General features: G+C 69.8%; 13 protein-coding genes. 9 read left to right on the top strand and 4 right to left on the bottom strand.

Translation table 11 applies throughout. The features are described from left to right. Positions 1 to 39: 39 nt before the first annotated feature. Positions 40 to 1,611 carry an MFS transporter gene (locus ACFVXC_RS13560; RefSeq protein WP_389904858.1) on the top strand — a complete coding sequence of 524 codons (1,572 nt, stop codon included), beginning with the start codon at positions 40 to 42 and terminating at the stop codon, positions 1,609 to 1,611. Positions 1,612 to 1,745: 134 nt separating this feature from the next. Here the strand turns inward: ACFVXC_RS13560 and ACFVXC_RS13555 are convergent, their stop codons facing one another. Next, positions 1,746 to 3,011, bottom strand: coding sequence for an extracellular solute-binding protein (locus tag ACFVXC_RS13555; RefSeq protein ID WP_389904856.1), 1,266 nt, complete (start codon positions 3,009 to 3,011; stop codon positions 1,746 to 1,748). Between the two features lie 128 nt (positions 3,012 to 3,139). Here ACFVXC_RS13555 and ACFVXC_RS13550 point away from each other — a divergent pair, with 128 nt between their 5' ends. The 5 genes from ACFVXC_RS13550 (at position 3,140) to ACFVXC_RS13530 (ending at position 8,516) form a co-directional block, all read left to right on the top strand. Beyond that, the gene (locus ACFVXC_RS13550; protein WP_389904854.1) at positions 3,140 to 3,877 is read left to right on the top strand and encodes a TetR/AcrR family transcriptional regulator; all 738 of its coding nucleotides are present in this window, start codon (positions 3,140 to 3,142) and stop codon (positions 3,875 to 3,877) included. 234 nt (positions 3,878 to 4,111) lie between these two features. Beyond that, the gene (locus ACFVXC_RS13545; protein WP_389904851.1) at positions 4,112 to 4,873 is read left to right on the top strand and encodes a DeoR/GlpR family DNA-binding transcription regulator; all 762 of its coding nucleotides are present in this window, start codon (positions 4,112 to 4,114) and stop codon (positions 4,871 to 4,873) included. A 92-nt stretch (positions 4,874 to 4,965) separates the two neighbouring features. Next, positions 4,966 to 5,913: a 1-phosphofructokinase gene (pfkB, locus tag ACFVXC_RS13540; RefSeq protein ID WP_389905295.1), complete on the top strand. Its 948-nt coding sequence runs from the start codon at positions 4,966 to 4,968 to the stop codon at positions 5,911 to 5,913. A gap of 187 nt (positions 5,914 to 6,100) precedes the next feature. Then, the gene (locus ACFVXC_RS13535) at positions 6,101 to 8,113 is read left to right on the top strand and encodes a fructose-specific PTS transporter subunit EIIC (protein ID WP_389904850.1); all 2,013 of its coding nucleotides are present in this window, start codon (positions 6,101 to 6,103) and stop codon (positions 8,111 to 8,113) included. Positions 8,114 to 8,261: 148 nt separating this feature from the next. After that, on the top strand, positions 8,262 to 8,516 hold the full coding sequence (locus ACFVXC_RS13530; protein ID WP_389904848.1) for a hypothetical protein: 255 nt from the start codon (positions 8,262 to 8,264) through the stop codon (positions 8,514 to 8,516). Positions 8,517 to 8,568: 52 nt separating this feature from the next. Here the strand turns inward: ACFVXC_RS13530 and ACFVXC_RS13525 are convergent, their stop codons facing one another. From ACFVXC_RS13525 to ACFVXC_RS13515, 3 genes are all read right to left on the bottom strand, one after another. Next, complete coding sequence (locus ACFVXC_RS13525; protein ID WP_389904846.1) at positions 8,569 to 9,360, bottom strand: DUF6227 family protein; 792 nt, start codon at positions 9,358 to 9,360, stop codon at positions 8,569 to 8,571. Between the two features lie 164 nt (positions 9,361 to 9,524). Further along, positions 9,525 to 10,742 (bottom strand): Ig-like domain-containing protein, encoded by a 1,218-nt coding sequence (locus ACFVXC_RS13520; RefSeq protein ID WP_389904843.1) that lies wholly within the window; start codon positions 10,740 to 10,742, stop codon positions 9,525 to 9,527. Positions 10,743 to 10,946: 204 nt separating this feature from the next. Continuing rightward, positions 10,947 to 12,131: a P1 family peptidase gene (locus tag ACFVXC_RS13515; RefSeq protein ID WP_389905294.1), complete on the bottom strand. Its 1,185-nt coding sequence runs from the start codon at positions 12,129 to 12,131 to the stop codon at positions 10,947 to 10,949. Positions 12,132 to 12,756: 625 nt separating this feature from the next. Here ACFVXC_RS13515 and ACFVXC_RS13510 point away from each other — a divergent pair. From ACFVXC_RS13510 to pflA, 3 genes are all read left to right on the top strand, one after another. Continuing rightward, complete coding sequence (locus ACFVXC_RS13510; protein ID WP_389904841.1) at positions 12,757 to 14,190, top strand: NarK family nitrate/nitrite MFS transporter; 1,434 nt, start codon at positions 12,757 to 12,759, stop codon at positions 14,188 to 14,190. A 294-nt stretch (positions 14,191 to 14,484) separates the two neighbouring features. Then, the gene (gene pflB, locus ACFVXC_RS13505) at positions 14,485 to 16,743 is read left to right on the top strand and encodes a formate C-acetyltransferase (protein ID WP_389904840.1); all 2,259 of its coding nucleotides are present in this window, start codon (positions 14,485 to 14,487) and stop codon (positions 16,741 to 16,743) included. 18 nt (positions 16,744 to 16,761) lie between these two features. Further along, complete coding sequence (gene pflA / locus ACFVXC_RS13500) at positions 16,762 to 17,580, top strand: pyruvate formate-lyase-activating protein (protein WP_389904838.1); 819 nt, start codon at positions 16,762 to 16,764, stop codon at positions 17,578 to 17,580. Positions 17,581 to 17,594: the final 14 nt, after the last annotated feature.

Genomic DNA, 17,594 nt, shown 5'->3' with positions numbered 1-17,594 from the left:
AGGCCACGATCTGGCCTATATGGCTTCTAGTCTCCTCGCATGACTTACAGCAGCCCTGCCACAGCACCGACCGGAACGGCGGCGGACGCCGCCACCGACCGGCGCCGCTGGTTCGCCCTCGCCATCGTGATGACGGCGGCCTTCATGGACCTCGTCGACGTCACCATCGTCAACATCGCGATCCCGTCCATCCAGCAGGACGCCGGCGCCTCGTACAGCCAGATCCAGTGGATCACCGCGGGTTACGCGCTCGCGTTCGCGGCCGGACTGATCACCGGCGGGCGGCTCGGCGACATCCACGGGCGCAAGCGGATGTTCCTCATAGGGATCGGCGGCTTCACGCTCGCCTCCGCGCTCTGCGGGTTCGCCGCCAACCCGGAGATGCTTGTCGCGTCGAGGATTCTGCAGGGCGGCATGGCCGCGATGATGGTGCCGCAGGTCCTGTCGATCGTGCACGCCACCTTCCCCGCGCACGAGCGGGGCAAGGTCTTCGGGCTCTTCGGGATGATCGTGGGGCTCGGCGCCGTCTCGGGACCGCTGCTCGGCGCGCTGCTCACCCAGTGGAACATCTTCGGTCTCGAATGGCGGCCGATCTTCCTGATCAACCTGCCCGTCGGTATCGCGGGGCTGATCCTGGGGCGCAAGTTCATCAGTGAGTCCAAGGCGCCGAAGGCCCTCAAGCTCGACCTCGTCGGCGTCGTCCTCGTCACGCTCGGCCTGCTGATGGTGCTCTACCCGCTCACCCGTGGGCAGGAGTTGGACTGGCCGCTGTGGGGCTACGTCATGATGGCGGGCGGACTCGTCGTCTTCGGCGCGCTCATCGCGTACGAGAAGGCGAAGGCGGCCAAGGACGGTTCGCCGCTGGTGGAGCTGTCCCTGTTCAAGGTGAAGAGCTTCGCGGCGGGCATCGCGGTGCAGACCGTGTTCGGCGTCTCGATGGGCATCTTCTTCCTGGTCTGGACCCTGTACATGCAGGAGGGGCTCGGCTGGAGCGCGCTGCGTGCGGGCACGACCGGGGTGCCGTTCTCGATCGCGGTATCGGCGGCGGCCGGTATGTCCGTGCAGACGCTCGTGCCGCGCTTCGGGCGCAAGGTGCTACAGGGCGGCGCGCTCATCATGGCCACCGGGGTGCTGCTCTACATCTGGGAGGCCGACCGGTACGGCAAGGACATCGCGTCCTGGCAGATGGCGCTGCCGCTGGTCGTGATGGGCGCCGGTATGGGGTTCATCGTCGCGCCCCTGACGGACGCCATCCTCTCCGACGTGCCGCGTGAGCACTCGGGCTCCGCGTCCGGTCTCCTGAACACCGTGCAGCAGATGGGCACGGCGCTCGGACTCGGCCTGGTCTCCGTGGTGTTCTTCGGCGCGATCGACGAGAAGGTCGCGCGCAGTGAGGTGCCCATGGAGATCGTGGGCGCGTTCCAGAACTCGCTGTGGTGGGTCGTCGGCGTGCTCGTCGTCATCTTCCTGCTGATGTTCGCCCTGCCGGGCAAGCCGCGCCAGCACGTCGAGGGCGGCGGCGAGGGCGGTGGCGAGGGCGGTGGCGAGGACGCGCACACCGAGTCGCCGCCCGGGGAACTCCCCGCGCGGGAACCCGCGTTGACCACCTGACCTGACCTGACCTGACCTGACCTGACCTGACCTGACCTGACCTCACCTCACCTCAACTGACCTCACCTCAACTGACCTCACCTCAACTCACCTGACCTCTGGAGAGATGAGGGCGGGCGCGGCCCGGGTGGAGCCTAGAGCTCCGCCCGGGCCGCTTTCGCGTCGAGGGACTTGAGTACGGCACCGGGGTCGCCGCCCTTGGTGACGGCGGCCCCGATCTCCTTGCGGATGGTCGCCCGGACCGTCGGCCACGAGCGCAGGCCTACCGGCTGGAACTGGGCCTGCGGCATCTGGTCGATGAACTTCCACAGCGGACGCTGGGCCGCGTCCGCGCGCAGCGCCGACGAAGCGGAGCTGGTCACCGGGAGCGCGGCCTGGCCGCCGCCGTACGCCTTCGCCGACTTGCGGCCGTAGAGATGGCTGAGGAACTTGCCGCACGCGTCGCTGTGGCCGTTCTGCTTGAACGCCATGAGCCAGTCGCTCAGGCCCACCGGCGCCGCCGCCCCGCCTCGGCGGGTGGGGAACGCGGCGTGCGCGTAAGGGAACTTGACCTTGTCGGCGGCGCCCATGAGCACCGGGTGCGCGATCAGCATCCCGATGCCGCCGCGCAGGAACTGCTCGTACGCGGCCGTCCTGTCGAGCCCCGCCGGGTCGGCGCCCGCGAGCCCCTTCGCCACGAGTTCGTCCCGTAGCCAGGTCATCGTCCGGACGTTGCTCGCGGTGTGGAAGTCGTAGCCGGTGGCCAGGGCCGCGTAGCCGCCTTCGTCCGCGAGCATCCAGGACAGGGTCTCGTCCTCGGCGGCCTCGGGACCCAGCTGCAGCCCGTACGGCGTCTTCACCCCGATCCCCTTCAACGCCTGCGCCGCCGACCGCAGCTCGTCCCAGGAGGTGGGGGCGCCGCTGATGCCAGCCTGCTTGAAGAGGGCCGTGTTGTAGAAGAGGCGCGGAGTGCTCGCGAGGAAGGGGATGCCGTACTGGACGTGCTTGACCGAGCCCGCCTCGGCGTACGAGCGGGTGAAGTCGGCCTCGGTGCGGATGTCGAAGAGATCGGACGCGCCGTAGAGCTGGTCGTCCTCGGCGTAGGGGGCGAAGACGTTCGACTGGGCGATGTCAGGGGCGTCGCCGTCCTTCACCCGGCGGGCGAGGGTCCGGTCGAGCTTGTCGAAGGGGACGCGTTCCAGGGCGATCTTGACGGTGGGGTGCGCCTTCTCGAAGGCGGCGACCAGGCCGTCCCACTGGTCGCCGATGGAGGAGCCGACGCTTTTGTCGTAGCTCGCGACGAGGAGTTTGAGGGTGGTGGTGTCGCCGCCGGACGAACAGGCGCCGAGACCGAGCCCGAGGCCGAGGGCGGAGGCGCCGGTGAGACCGGCCGAGTTGGTCAGGAACTGTCGACGACGCACCGGGCTTGCCACCTTCTTGGACGTACTTGATCTCACCGCATTGATTGGTGGCAGATTCTGTCACACAGGCAGAATGTGCCTAGACCTGCGTGGTCCTCCTGCCCGTCTGCTGGCATAACCTGCCTCGCATGCCCGCAAGTTCACCCAACTCGCCCGATTCGCTCGGCTCGCTCGGCTCGCTCAATGAGCGCCGCAAGGCGGAGACGCGCCTGGACATCGCCCGTACCGCGGCCGCGCTCTTCGTCGAGGACGGGCTGCGGGCCACCCGCGCCGAGGACATCGCCCGCGCGGCGGGCGTCGCGCCCCGCACCTTCTATCGCTACTTCGCCACTAAGGAGGAGGCGGTCGCCCCGCTCTTCGCCGCCGGTGCGCAGCAGTGGGCCGCGGCGGTGCGGGGCGCGCCCGCGGGCCTCTCCGTGCGGGACGCGCTGCGGTATGCGGCGGCGCGGGCGCTGGTCCCTGACAGCGATGCCGCGCCGGGGGTCGCCATCGGGGACGCGGAAGCGCTGGAGTGGGTGCGGGCGCTGCTGCGGATGACGAGGGAGAGCGCTGCTCTCCGCGCGGTGTGGTCGGATGCCTGCCACGCCTCCGAGGAGACGCTGATCTCTGTGCTGGCCGAGCGGGAGGGGCGCGGGGCGCGGGCACAGGGGCAGGCACAGGCACAGGAACAGGTGGAGGTGGAGGTGCAGAAGGGGGCGCAGGTGCCTTCGCTTGAGCTGCGGCTCGTGGCGGGAGTCGCCAGTGCGGCGGTGCGGGTGGCGGTGGAGACGTGGGCGTTGAGCGACGCCCCGGCCGGGGGCGCGGGTGGGCCTGCGGCCTTGGCGGAACGCTGCATCGAGGCCCTGGAGGGCTTTCGCTGGCCGTAGGGGAGTGCGGTGAGACGCGGTGCTGGTTCGCTGCGCAGGCGGGCAGGCGGGCAGGCGGGCAGGCGGGCAGGCAGGCGGGTGATGCGGACTGCGGGTGCGTGGCGGGTGTGCGGAGCCCCAGGACGAAAGTCCGTTTGTGTCCGCCGTGGGTCCGAACGTGTTTACTTTGCGGAAATCCGGCCGTAGTCTCGGAGGCAATCCACAGGCTCGGGCATCAGGCGGAGGCAAACGGACATGTACGCACCGGAGCGCCAGCAGGAGATCCTGCGGCTCGCGCGCGACGGCGGACGAGTCGACGTGCTGTCGCTGGCCGAGGAGTTCAAGGTCACCGCCGAGACCATCCGGCGTGACCTCAAGGCCCTGGACCGCGCGGGCCTCGTACGCCGAGTGCACGGCGGCGCCATACCGGCCGGACGCCTCGACTTCGAGCCCGACCTCGCGGAGCGGGAGGGAACGGCGGCCGACGAGAAGGACCGCATCGCGCACGCAGCCCTCGCCGAGCTGCCGACCGAAGGCAGCGTCATCCTCGACGCGGGCTCGACGGTCGCCCGCCTCGCCGCCTCCCTCCCGCTGGAAGCGACCTTCACCGTCGTCACCCACGGCCTCCCCACCGCCGCCCGCCTCGCCGACCACCCCGGCATCCAGCTCCACCTCATCGGGGGCCGCGTCCGAAGCCGTACGCGCGCGGCCGTCGACGCGTGGGCACTGCGGGCGTACGGAGAGATCCGCGCGGACGTCCTCTTCGTCGCCGCGAACGGCTTCTCCGCCGAAGCGGGACTGACCACCCCCGACCTCGCCGAAGCGGCCGTCAAACGCGCGGCGATCGGCGCGGCCCGCCGCGTGGTGCTCCTCGCGGACTCCGCCAAGCACGGGCAGGAGCACTTCGCGCGCTTCGGCGGTCTCGATGATGTCGACCTGCTGATCACCGACAGCGGGCTCAGCCCCGAGGACGCCGCGGCGATCGAGGCCGGCGGCACGGAGGTGATCCGGGCGTGAGCGGCACGGACGAGAACGAGAACGTGGACGGCAACGGCAACAACAACGGCAACAGCCACACGCAGGTCGGCAACGAAACGGTACGTACGCGCATGATCCTCACCGTCACCCCCAACCCCTCCCTCGACCGCACCTACGAGGTCCCCTCGCTGGACCGCGGCGAGGTCATACGGGCCACCGGCGATCGGATGGACCCGGGCGGCAAGGGCGTCAACGTATCGAGGGCGGTCGCAGCCGCGGGCGCGGAGACGCTCGCCGTCCTGCCGCTCGGCGGCGCGCCCGGCGCCCTCGTCGACCAGCTCCTGGACGAGCAGGGCATCAAGGTCGCGCCGGTGTGGGTCGCGGGCCAGACCCGCTCGAACATTGCGGTGGCTGAACCGGACGGCACCCTCACCAAGATCAACGCGACGGGGCCCGAACTGACGTCGGTCGAGGCCGAGCTGCTGCTCTCCGCTGTGCGGGAGCGATCCGCGGGCGCCGACTGGATCGCCTGCTGCGGCAGCCTTCCGCGCGGGCTCGCCCCTTCCTGGTACGCGGATCTCGTGGCCCGCGCGCACGCCGCGGGCGCCCGTATCGCCCTGGACACCTCGGGTCCGGCGCTGCTCGCGGCGCTCGCCGAGCGGCCCGACGTCGTCAAGCCGAACGCGGAGGAGCTCGCCGAAGCGGTGGGCCGCCCCCTGGCGACGGTCGGCGACGCGGTCAAGGCGGCTGAGGAACTGCGGGAGTTGGGCGCGCGGGCAGTGCTCGCAAGCCTCGGCGCGGACGGCCAGCTCCTGGTGGACGACTCGGGCAGGTACTTCGCCAGCGCCCCGGTCGACGCCGTACGCAGCAACGTGGGCGCCGGTGACTCCTCCCTGGCCGGTTTCCTCATCGCGGGCGGCACAGGACCCACGGCCCTCGCCTCGGCGGTGGCGCACGGCGCGGCAGCGGTGCAACTCCCCGGCAGCGCGATGCCGACCCCGTCCGACCTCGCGCCCGACGCGGTCACGGTCACGTCGGAGGTCCCCTTGGACCGCGTACTGACGGAGCCGGTGTCATGACTCCCCACCCCTACAGCCCCCGCAGCCCCCGCAGCCCCCACAGCCCCCACAGCCCCCACAAGGATTTCAGCTCACCCCCCGTCCCCACCCCCGTCCCCACCCCCGTCCCCACCCCCGTCCCCACCCCCATCTCCACCCCCGTCCCCACCCCCGCCCTCCGGGCGATACGCGTGCGAAGGAGCCCGCGATGAGCGAGATGATCACCGCGGAACTGGTCGACCTCGAAATCGACCGGTCCGCCGGAACCAAGGAAGCGGCGGCCCGTGCCCTCGCCGAGCGCATGGTGTCCCTGGGCCGGGTGACCGACCTGGACGGATTCCTCGCCGACGTGGCGGCCCGCGAGGCGCAGATGCCGACCGGGCTCGACGGCGGCATCGGCATCCCGCACTGCCGTAGCGCCCATGTCACCGAGCCGACCCTCGCCTTCGGCCGCTCGGCCGACGGTATCGACTTCGGGGCGCCGGACGGTCCCGCCGACCTGATCTTCCTGATCGCCGCTCCGGCCGGTGCCGACGACGCACACCTGACGATCCTGTCGTCCCTCGCACGGCAGTTGATGGACGAGGAGTTCACGAGCGCGCTGCGGTCCGCGACCGACGCGGAGTCGGCGGCGGCTCTGATCACTGGAGGTAATGGGCGGACGGGTGGGGAAGCAGCCGCGGGCAGCGCGGCGGAAGAACCCACCGGGCCGCAGCCGGAAGACGACCCGCCCTCGGCGGAGCCGTTCCGCATCGTGGCGGTAACCTCCTGCCCGACGGGCATCGCCCACACGTACATGGCGGCCGAGTCCCTGGAGAGCGCGGCCCGCGAGGCAGGCGTGGAAATCACGGTGGAGACCCAGGGCTCCGCGGGCTTCACCCGCCTCGACCCGGCGGTCCTGGCCGCCGCGGACGCGGTCATCTTCGCGCACGACGTCCCCGTACGGGAGAAGGACCGTTTCGCCGGTAAGCCCACCGTCGACGTCGGCGTGAAGGCGGGCATCAGCAGGCCCGCCGAGCTCATCGCTGAGGTCAGGGCGAAGGCGGCCCGTGGCGAGGCCACCGCGGACGTCGGCCCGAGCCCCGTCGACAACGCCGGTGACAGCGGCGACGGCTACGGCACCAAACTGCGCAAGTGGCTCATGTCCGGCGTCAGTTACATGGTCCCCTTCGTCGCGGCGGGCGGCCTCCTCATCGCGCTCGGCTTCGCCATCGGCGGCTGGAAGATCGACAAGGCGCCGTCCGTCGCCGAGCACTTCGTGTGGACGGACACCACCAGCTGGGCCGCGCTCCTCTTCCAGATCGGCGGGCTCGCCTTCGCCTTCCTGGTGCCGGTCCTCGCGGGCTACATCGCGTACGGAATGGCCGACCGGCCAGGACTCGTCCCCGGATTCGTCGGCGGTTCTGTGGCCGTCACCATCAACGCGGGCTTCCTCGGCGGTCTCGCGGCGGGCCTGATCGCGGGCGCGGTCGTCATGGGCATCCAGCGCGTGAAGATCCCCACCGTCCTTCGCGGCATCATGCCCGTGGTGGTGATCCCGCTGATCTCGTCGGCGGTCGTCGGCTTCCTGATGTTCCTCGTCATCGGAAAGCCCATCGCCTCGCTGCAGAGCGCGCTCACGGACTGGCTGGAGGGCCTCTCCGGCGCCAACGCCATCATCCTGGGCGTCATTCTCGGCCTGATGATGTGCTTCGACCTCGGCGGTCCGCTGAACAAGGTCGCGTACGCCTTCGCCGTCGGCGGCCTCGCCAACCCGACCGAGGGCAGCCTCAAGGTCATGGCCGCCGTGATGGCGGCCGGCATGGTCCCGCCGCTCGCGATGGCTCTCGCCACCACGGTCCGCGGCCGGCTCTTCACCAAGACCGAGCGCGAGAACGGCAAGGCCGCCTGGTTCCTCGGCGCCTCCTTCATCACGGAGGGCGCGATCCCGTTCGCCGCGGCCGACCCGCTGCGGGTGATCCCCGCGTCGATGGCAGGCGGCGCCGTCACCGGCGCTCTGTCGATGGCCTTCGGCTGCACGCTGCGGGCCCCGCACGGCGGCATCTTCGTGGTTCCGCTCATCGGGCAGCCGCTGCTCTACCTCGTGGCGATCCTCGCCGGTGTCGGCGTCTCGACCGTGTCGGTCATCCTGCTCAAGGGCGCCCGGAAGCAGGCCCCTTCGGAGAGCGGAGCCAAGGCTGAGGAAGCGGTGACGGAGGAGCGCGTACCGGCGGCTGTCTGAGCTGCTGACTCAGCTCTTATCTGAGCTTCTGTCTGAGCTCTGACTGTTCAGCCCCTATGAGGGGGGTTGTGCGACATGCGTCACTTCGGGACGTAAGTCCTACAACCCCCCTGTCGTAAGCCCCGGATCGTGTTGTCTACTGTGCGGCATGCTCCAGAATGTCTCGATCCTCCAGCAGGCAGGCGTGGCCGTACTGGCCGTGGCGACCGCAGTCTGGGCCGTGGGCCTGGTGCGGGTGCTGCGTCGCGACCGAGTCGACGTGGACGTCTGGCGTCAGTCCCAGGCGCTGCGTGCGCTGCCCGCACAGACGGGCCCTCCGCGCGCGGAGACGGTCGAGCTGACGGCGGCGGAGCGGGCCGCCTTCGCCGTTCTCGTGCGGCAGTTCGGCGACGGCAGGTCGTAGTCGACGGACGGTCGTAGGTGACGGCAGGTCGTAGTCGACGGACGGTCCCGGGCTACTTCGTACGCTGCTGCGGAATGCTCCGCGCGCGCTGGTCCATCGCCGCGCGGGCCACTTCCTCGGAGACGTACACCTCGCACCGGTGCCGCTTGTCGGGCGTGACCGTGTGCTCGACTTCCCAGAGGCTGAGCTCGCTGCCGTCGAAGAGCAGGAACGCGTGTTCGTAGAGCGAGAAGCAGAGACGTGCCTCGCCCGCGAGGCAGGGGCGGCCGAAGGCCTGGGTGATCTGGTGCGCGAACGCCGAGCGCAGTAACCGCCCGATGTCCTCACCGGGCCGCCCCTCGACCACCGAGTTCTCCGCGCGGCGCAGCAGCCTGCGCGCGTGGTCGGCGGAGTCATCGGGGACGTACATGTGCCGGGGCTCGTCGGCGACCGGGAGCTGGAGCACGACCGGCTGCTCGCAGACGCCGACGGGGGTGTCGGGCGGGAGCGGCAGGCGCGCGGTGGCGATACCGGCCTCGTCCTCGTCCGCGTACAGCTCGTGCTGGGCGTGGCTGCCGGGGCCTGTGTTGTGCACGAGCTCCCAGAGGGTGAGCGCGCCGGCGTCGGCGAGCAGCCACGTGTGTCGGTACGTCTCGCGGTGCAGGCCCGCGCTGTGATGCGCGGAGTGCAGCGAACTGTCGTACGCGAGGGCCGATTCCAGGCGTCCTACTGTGTCGTCCGGCAGGTCGAAGGAGTTCAGGGCGCGGCGAAGAAGCCGCTCGAGATGCTCCTGCGGAGAGTGCGGAGGCTTCTGCTCGGCCGACTGTGGCTCGCACGCCGTCTCGTACTCATACGGAACGCTCAAGGTTTCTCCCGGCGTTGCTACATGTCACCTTGTGAGTGCATACCGTAGCCCCTGAGTCGCACATCATGCCCGGGAACCGGAAAACGCACGAGCCGCACGGCAAGTTCCCGTGCGGCTCGCGGTGTTGGGCCTGGTGAGAGGGCTGGACCCGGCGGCTGGAAAAATCAGCCGGCGCTGCCCGCCGTCCACTCGCTCCAGGACATGTTCCATCCGTTGAGGCCGTTGTCCGGGGCGACGGTCTCGTCCGGGGAGCCCTTGACCGTCACGATGTCACCGATGAGGGAGTTGTCGTAGAACCACGCGCCCGGTGTGCTGGAGTCGCCCGCGCCCTGTGCGTCCTGCAGGCCGACGCAGCCGTGGCTGGTGTTGGAGCTGCCGAAGATCGAGGGCGAGCCCCAGTAGTTGCCGTGGATGAAGGTGCCGGACGACGACAGGCGCATCGCGTGCGGGACGTCCTTGATGTCGTACTCACCACCGAAGCCGACCGTGTCGCCGTTCATACGGGTCTGGGTGAACTTCTCGGCGATCACCATCTTCCCGTTGTACGTCGGGTTCGAGGGGCTGCCCGCGGAGATCGGGATGGTCTTGATGACCTTGCCGTCCCGCTCGACCGTCATCTTCTTGGCGTTCACGTCGACCGTGGAGACCTGCGCGCGGCCGACGGTGAAGCTGACGGTCTTGTTCTGCACGCCGGTGGCGCCGTCCGCGCCCTTCACGCCCTCCAGGGCGATCTTCATCGTGACCTTGGAACCGGCCTTCCAGTACTCCTCGGGCCTGAAGTCGAGACGCTGGTTGCCGAACCAGTGGCCCACGATCTTCTGGCCGCTGTCGGAGGTGACCGTGATGTGCGACTGGACGGACTGCTTCTCGGTGATCGCCTTGTCGAAGTTGAAGGAGACCGGCATACCGACGCCGACCTTCGCGCCGCCGTCGGGGGTGTAACTCCCGATGAAGCTGTTGTCCTTCGAGACGGTGGTGAAGATCGAGTTCTCGGTCGCTTCCTTGCCCTCGGTGTCCTTCGCGTCGGCCGAGATCTTGTACTTCATCCCGCGTTCGAGCTGGGCCTTGGGCTTCCAGCTCGAGCCGTCGCCGGAGAGCGTGCCGTCGACCGCCGCGCCGGTGGAGACCAGGGTCATCTTCACCCCGGTCAGCTTGCCGCCCTCGACCTTGACCCCGGTGGCGTTGATGGAGGCGCCGGTCGAGCCGTCCTTCGCCGAGATGGTGATGTCGGCGCCCTGGGACTTGGACTTGCCGTCCTTGCCGTCACCACCGGCGTCCGCGTCGCCGCCGCAGGCCGTAAGGGAGAGTGCGCCCACGGCGGCAAGCGCGGTGGCCGCCAGAAGGGTGCGCCGCCGGGGCTTGGCTATGTGCGACGTTGTCACGGGTGCTCCATCTATATGCGAAGTGCGCGTTCTGATCCAGTAGGTGATAAGAGCGGCGAGCGGGCGGAAAGGTTCCCTCCGCTTGGTGTGAGGGCGGGCACAGCGGTATGGCCACCAGTCGCCCAACTCGCCGTGGTCTGTTGCTATTTGTAGCTGTACTTCCTGGGAATTCCCTTAGGTAGCGCTTTGGGATACCTGAGAGCCCTACTGAGCCTGCTTGCCGTGGCGGTCCTGGACGTCGTAGAGGTCGCGGTACGAGGGGAAGTTGCCGCCCGGTGTCTCCACGGACTCCGCCGCCAGGAGCGCCCGGACGATCGCCGCCGTCACCATGTCCGCGCCCGCCGCGAGGATCTCGTTCAGGGCGAGCGGGTTCTGCGGGGCTCCCGGCAGGGGGCGCTCGCCGGTCGCGAGGGCGAAGACGGTGTCCCCGTCGTTGAGGAGATGGACGGGGCGAACCGCCCGCGCCATACCGTCGTGCGACGTTCCGGCGAGCTTCTGCGCCTGCGCTTTGGTGAGTTCGGCGTCCGTGGCGACCACGGCGAGGGTGGTGTTCAGCGTAGGAGGCCCACTCTCGGAGCCGGAGCCGGAGCCGGAGTCGGAGTCGGGGCTGGAGCTGGAGCCGGAGCTCGACGCGGCGGACGCGGCGGACGCGGCTGCTTCGGCGAGGCGTCGCGTGGCCTCGTCGTGGGCCTCCGGAGCGGGGTAGTCCACCCGCCGTCCCTCGAAGTACCGCCCGTACAACGCGCCCGTCTCCGGATCGACCCCCGAGCCCGCCGCGTTCGCCACGACCAGCGCGGCGACCGTGACCCCCGATTCCAGCCTGACGCTCGCGCTGCCGATGCCGCCCTTGACCTTGCCGACCACCGCGCCGGTGCCCGCGCCCACGTTCCCCTCCTCGACCGGGGTGAACGGCTCGGTGCCCGCGGCGGCCTCCACGGCGGCGCGGCCCGTCGTGGCGTCGGGGCGCGCCGTGAAGTCGCCGCCGCGGCCGAGGTCGAAGACGCAGGCGGCCGGGACCACGGGGACGACGTGGGAGGGATCGGGGCCGACCCGCACGCCGCGGCCCTGCTCCTCGAGCCACGCCATCACGCCGCTCGCGGAGTCCAGGCCGTACGCGCTGCCGCCGGTGAGCACGATGGCTTCGACGCGCTGCACCAGGTTGCGCGGGTCCAGGGCGTCCGTCTCGCGGGTGCCGGGGCCGCCGCCGCGCACATCCACGGCCGCGACGGCGCCGCCCGCCGGGGCGAGCACGACGGTGGTGCCGGTGAGATGGCCTTCGTGCGCCGGGGCGGTACGGGTCGCGTGGCCCACGCGGAGGCCAGGGACGTCGGTGAGGGAGGCGAGGGAGGCGAGAGAGGTGAGCGAGGCGAGGGAGCGGGAGGAGTCCATGCCGACTTGCGTATCACGCGGGGGAGTTAGCGGGAGTTGCCCGGCAGCCTCCTCGCGGGCCATATGGCTGGTGAGCGTCGTGCCGGTCGCGACGGTGGCCATCGCCACGAGCCCCGCGACCAGGACGGCCCAGCTGCCCGAGAACGTACTCGCGAGCGTCGCCACCGCGCTGAGGGGCAGAACGAGTTGCTGGGCGAGGCGCGGTGGGGCCGGTGTCGGCTCGGGAGGCGGCGTGGACGTCATGGGGTCGGCACAGCGGGTAGTTCCCGCTGCTTCGGGCTGCGGCACCCAGCGGGGCTGCGGCACCCAGCGGGTCGGCGGCGCCCAGCGGGTCGGCGGTGACACTCGGCCGGGGCGTGACACTCGGCCGGGGCGTGGCGGGCGTGGCGGGGCGTGGCGGGCGTGGCGGGCGTGGCGGGCGTGGCGGGCGCCCGGGGCATGGCGGGCGTCCGGGGCCCGCTCGCGCACCGCGGCGGCTTACGAGGTCCGAAGGCCCCCTGAACTTGGTGTCTTTGGGCCGACCTGCGGATGTCCTACGCCTCTGCCTCTGAAGGGGCGCACGCGGGAGCGTGGAATCGTCAGGCCCCGGAGCAAGGTCGGGACCCGTAGCGAACTGGGAACCAACATGACATCGCCTGCCGCCCAAGAAGCGCCGACCGCACCAGCGGCCACGACGTACGACCTGGCGCAGTACCGCCCAGGCAAGACCGTCACCGACTGGGAGCCGGAGAACGAACTCTTCTGGAAGTCCATCGGGAAGAAGGTCGCCGCCCGCAACCTGTGGATCGCCGTCCCCGCGCTCCTGGTCGCGTTCGTCGTCTGGCAGGTGTGGTCGGTCACGGCGACCAACCTCACGGACGTCGGCTTCGGCTTCTCCACCTCGCAGCTGTTCTGGCTGACGGCCGTCCCCGGCATCACCGGCGGCACGGCGCGCGTCTTCTACACCTTCCTCGGCCCGATGATCGGCCAGCGCCGCTTCACCGCGCTCTCCACGATCGTCCTGGTCGTCCCGCTGATCTGGCTCGGCATCGCGGTCCAGGACCCGAACACCTCGTACGGCGTGATGGTCGCCATCGCGGCCCTCTGCGGCGTCGGCGGCGCCAACTTCGCCTCGTCCCTCGCCAACATCGGCTTCTTCTTCCCCAAGCGCGACAAGGGCAACGCCACCGGCATCAACGGCGGCCTCGGCAACCTCGGTGTCTCCGTCGTCCAGCTGGTCACCCCGATCGTCATCACCAGCTCGGTCCTCGCGGTCGGCTCGGCCCAGCACAAGGCCGACGGCACGCCCGTGTGGCTGCAGAACGCCGCGTTCCTGTGGGTACCGGTCCTGGTGATCCTGGCCGTCGTCGCGTGGTTCGGCCAGAACGACCTGAAGGTCGCGTCGACCCCGTTCAGTCAGCAGAAGATCATCTTCAAGCGCAAGCACAACTGGCTGATGACCTGGCTCTACGTCGGCACGTTCGGTTCCTTCATCGGGTTCGCGGCAGCGCTGCCGATGCTCATCAAGACGACGTTCACGCCGATCGACGCGGCCTACTCGGCGGCGACGTACGCCTGGATGGGTCCGGCCGTGGGCGCGCTCGCCCGCTGGGCCGGCGGCTGGATCGCCGACAAGATCGGCGGCGCGAAGGTCACCATCATCTCGTTCGCCGGCATGGCGCTCTCGATCATCGGCGTCATCAGCTTCCTGCCCTCCGGCGGCGACGACGGCAGCTTCTGGGGCTTCTTCGCCTGCTTCCTGTGCGCGTTCTTCTTCTCGGGTATCGGCAACGGCTCTACGTTCCGCCAGATCCCGGTGATCTTCCGCGACCAGCACCTGAAGGGCCTGACGGAGGGCACCCCCGCGTACGCGAAGGCGCTGAAGCAGTCCGAGATGGAGGCGGGTGCCGTCACCGGCTTCACCTCCGCCATCGCCGCGTACGGCTTCTTCTTCATCCCGGCGATGTTCGCCAACTTCGCCGTGACCAGCGCGATGTGGGGCTTCGTGGCCTTCTACGCCAGCTGTATCGCGGTCTGCTGGTGGTTCTATGCCCGCAAGGGCGCGCAGTCGCCGAGCTGAGGCCCCGTCTCTGAGCGGCGTGGGCGGAGTGGGCCGGGTGTGGGAGCACCCGGCCCATTCGTATGCCCTTGCCCGGTACCACGGGAGATCCGGGAAATTCTTGTGAATGCATTCACAAGCGAACTTGGGTCCAAAGTCCCGAGAGAAACGCCAGGTCAGGGTGGATGTGTCTGGTCGTAGAGGCGGAGAGAGGGGACCTTGGGCTCTGAAGTGGGGACCATTGCGAGGCCCCTGATCGATCAAACCGGAGTGCAATGGACGCATAGCGAAAAGGCGACTCGGAAGGTGCCGGCGATGACTGCCACTCCCGCGGAAACGACAGCGCACGGTCAGGCATGGGACGGCTTCAAGGGCGGCCTGTGGCGGGACGCCATCGACGTCCGCGACTTCGTGCAGCAGAACTACACCCCCTACGAGGGCGACGACTCCTTCCTGACCGGCGCGACCGAACGCACCGCCCAGGTCTGGCAGAAGCTCCTCTCGATGTTCCCCGCGGAGAACGAACGCGGCGTCTACGACGTGGACGTGAAGACCCCGTCCCGCATCGACGCCTTCAGGCCCGGCTACATCGACGCCGCCCACGACCTGATCGTCGGCCTCCAGACCGACGCCCCGCTCAAGCGCGCCATCATGCCCAACGGCGGCTGGCGGATGGTCGAAGGCGCACTCAACGCCTACGGCTACGACGCCGACCCCGAGGTCAAAGAGGTCTACACGCACCTCCGCAAGACCCACAACGAAGGTGTCTTCGACGCCTACACGCCCGAGATCCGCGCCTGCCGCTCCTCCGGCATCATCACCGGTCTCCCGGACGCCTACGGCCGGGGCCGCATCATCGGCGACTACCGACGCGTCGCGCTCTACGGAGTCGACCGCCTCATCGCGGCGAAGGAGGCCGACAAAGCCCTGCTCGGCGAGGAGTGGGCCACCGAGGACGTCATCCGCGCCCGCGAGGAGACCTCCGAACAGATCAAGGCCCTGGGCGAACTGAAGGCCATGGCGATGTCGTACGGCTACGACATCTCCGCCCCCGCCACCACCGGCCGCGAGGCCGTCCAGTGGCTGTACTTCGCCTACCTGGCCGCCGTGAAGGAGCAGAACGGCGCGGCCATGTCGATCGGCCGCATCGACAACTTCCTCGACATCTATCTCCAGCGCGACATCGAGTCCGGCCGCATCACCGAGGCCGAGGCGCAGGAGTTCATCGACGACTTCGTCATCAAGCTCCGCATCGTCCGCTTCCTGCGCACCCCCGAGTACAACGAGCTCTACTCCGGCGACCCGACCTGGGTCACCTGGTCGATGGCCGGCATCGGCGAGGACGGCCGCCCGCTGGTCTCCCGCACCACGTTCCGCGCCCTGCAGACCCTCTACAACCTGGGCCCGGCCCCCGAGCCGAACCTCACGGTCTTCTGGTCGCGGGAACTGCCCAGGGGCTTCAAGGACTTCGCAGCCAAGGTCGCCATCGACACCTCGGCCATCCAGTTCGAGTCCGACGACCTGATGCGTCCCAAGTACGGCGACGACACCGCGATCGCCTGCTGTGTCTCCGCGATGGCCGTCGGCAAGCAGATGCAGTTCTTCGGCGCCCGCGTCAACGTCGCCAAGGCCCTGCTCTACGCGATCAACGGCGGCCGCGACGAGAAGACCGGCAAGCGTGTCGTCGAGGGCTTCGAGCCCGTCGAGGGCGAGTACCTGGACTACGACACCGTCGTCGAACGCTACGACGCGATGCTCGGCTGGCTCGCCAAGACATACGTCCACGCGCTGAACGTCATTCACTACATGCACGACAAGTACGCCTACGAGCGCGTCGAGATGGCGCTGCACGACCAGGAGATCCTGCGCACGATGGCGTGCGGCATCGCGGGCCTCTCGGTCGCCGCCGACTCGCTCTCCGCCGTCAAGCACGCCAAGGTCAAGGTCATCCGCGACGAGACCGGCCTCGCCGTCGACTACGAGATCGAGGGCGACTACCCCGCCTACGGCAACAACGACGAGCGGGCCGACGCCATCGCCAAGCGGATCGTCTCCGACTTCATGGGCAAGATCCGGCAGCACCCGACCTACCGGAACGCGCTGCACACCCAGTCCGTCCTGACGATCACATCGAACGTCGTCTACGGCAAGAAGACCGGCAACACCCCCGACGGCCGCCGCGCGGGCGAGCCGTTCGCCCCCGGCGCCAACCCGATGAACGGCCGTGACGAGCACGGCTACATCGCCTCCGCGCTCTCGGTCGCCAAGCTCGACTACGACGACGCCGAGGACGGCATCTCGCTCACCAACACCATCACGCCGGACGCCCTGGGCCGCACGCCCGGAGAGCGGATCCACAACCTCGCCGGAGTCCTCGACGGCTTCATGGCCAGCGACGGCTTCCACATGAACGTCAACGTGCTCGACAAGGCGACCCTTCAGGACGCCATGGAGCACCCGGAGAACTATCCGCAGCTGACCATCCGGGTCTCCGGCTACGCGGTCAACTTCATCCGCCTGACCCGCGACCAGCAGCTCGACGTCATCAACCGCACCTTCCACGGCTCCCTCTGAGCCACCTGGAGCTCTGCCATGACTGCTCTGCTCGACACGGCGACCCCGGCGACCCCGGCGACCCCGGCGACCTCGGCGACCCCGGCCGCCGCGGTCACCCGGCGCCCCGTCACGGGCTCCATCCACTCCTGGGACCTGTCCACCGGCGTCGACGGCCCCGGCAGCCGCTTCGTCACATTCCTCTCGGGCTGCCCGCTGACCTGCCTGTACTGCCACAACCCCGACACCTGGCGGATGCGTGACGGCAAGCGGACCACCGCCGACGACGTGATCGCGGAGGCCGCCAAATACACCACGTTCATCTCGGCGGCGGGCGGCGGAGCCACCGTCAGCGGCGGCGAACCCCTCCTCCAGCCGGTCTTCACCGGTGAACTCCTGAACCGCCTCAAGCACGAACTGGGCCTGCACACCGCCCTCGACACCTCCGGCTTCCTCGGCGTGCGCGCCACCGACGCCCTGCTCCGGGACGCCGACCTCGTGCTCCTCGACATCAAGTCCTGGGACCGCGAGACGTACAAGAAGGTCACCGGACGCCCGCTGCGGCCCACCCTCGACTTCGCCCACCGCCTCGCCGACCTCGGCAAGGATGTCTGGGTGCGGTTCGTCCTCGTGCCCGGCCTGACCGACGACCCCCAGAACATCGAGGGCGTCGCCCGCTTCGCTGCCTCGCTCGGCAACGTCTCGCGCGTCGACGTGCTGCCCTTCCACAAGCTGGGGGAGGCGAAATGGGAGGCTCTGGGCAAGGACTTCACCCTGCGCGACACCCCTTCGCCCACGCCTGGCCAGGTGGCCGCCGCCAGGGAGATCTTCGCAGCTCAGGGCCTCCAAGCGGTCTGAAAGCGACCACGGAC

It is taken from the genome of Streptomyces sp. NPDC058257 (assembly GCF_042881845.1).
Classification (GTDB): Bacteria; Actinomycetota; Actinomycetes; order Streptomycetales; family Streptomycetaceae; genus Streptomyces.
This window is presented reverse-complemented; position numbering and strand designations above follow the sequence as displayed.

Coding starts and splice junctions, on each gene's coding strand:
- ACFVXC_RS13530 (WP_389904848.1), top strand. CDS start 8,262: ATGCTCCAGAATGTCTCGATCCTCCAGCAGGCAGGCGTGGCCGTACTG.
- ACFVXC_RS13535 (WP_389904850.1), top strand. CDS start 6,101: ATGAGCGAGATGATCACCGCGGAACTGGTCGACCTCGAAATCGACCGG.
- ACFVXC_RS13545 (WP_389904851.1), top strand. CDS start 4,112: ATGTACGCACCGGAGCGCCAGCAGGAGATCCTGCGGCTCGCGCGCGAC.
- ACFVXC_RS13515 (WP_389905294.1), bottom strand. CDS start 12,131: ATGGACTCCTCCCGCTCCCTCGCCTCGCTCACCTCTCTCGCCTCCCTC.
- pfkB (WP_389905295.1), top strand. CDS start 4,966: ATGATCCTCACCGTCACCCCCAACCCCTCCCTCGACCGCACCTACGAG.
- ACFVXC_RS13560 (WP_389904858.1), top strand. CDS start 40: ATGACTTACAGCAGCCCTGCCACAGCACCGACCGGAACGGCGGCGGAC.
- pflB (WP_389904840.1), top strand. CDS start 14,485: ATGACTGCCACTCCCGCGGAAACGACAGCGCACGGTCAGGCATGGGAC.
- pflA (WP_389904838.1), top strand. CDS start 16,762: ATGACTGCTCTGCTCGACACGGCGACCCCGGCGACCCCGGCGACCCCG.
- ACFVXC_RS13550 (WP_389904854.1), top strand. CDS start 3,140: ATGCCCGCAAGTTCACCCAACTCGCCCGATTCGCTCGGCTCGCTCGGC.
- ACFVXC_RS13510 (WP_389904841.1), top strand. CDS start 12,757: ATGACATCGCCTGCCGCCCAAGAAGCGCCGACCGCACCAGCGGCCACG.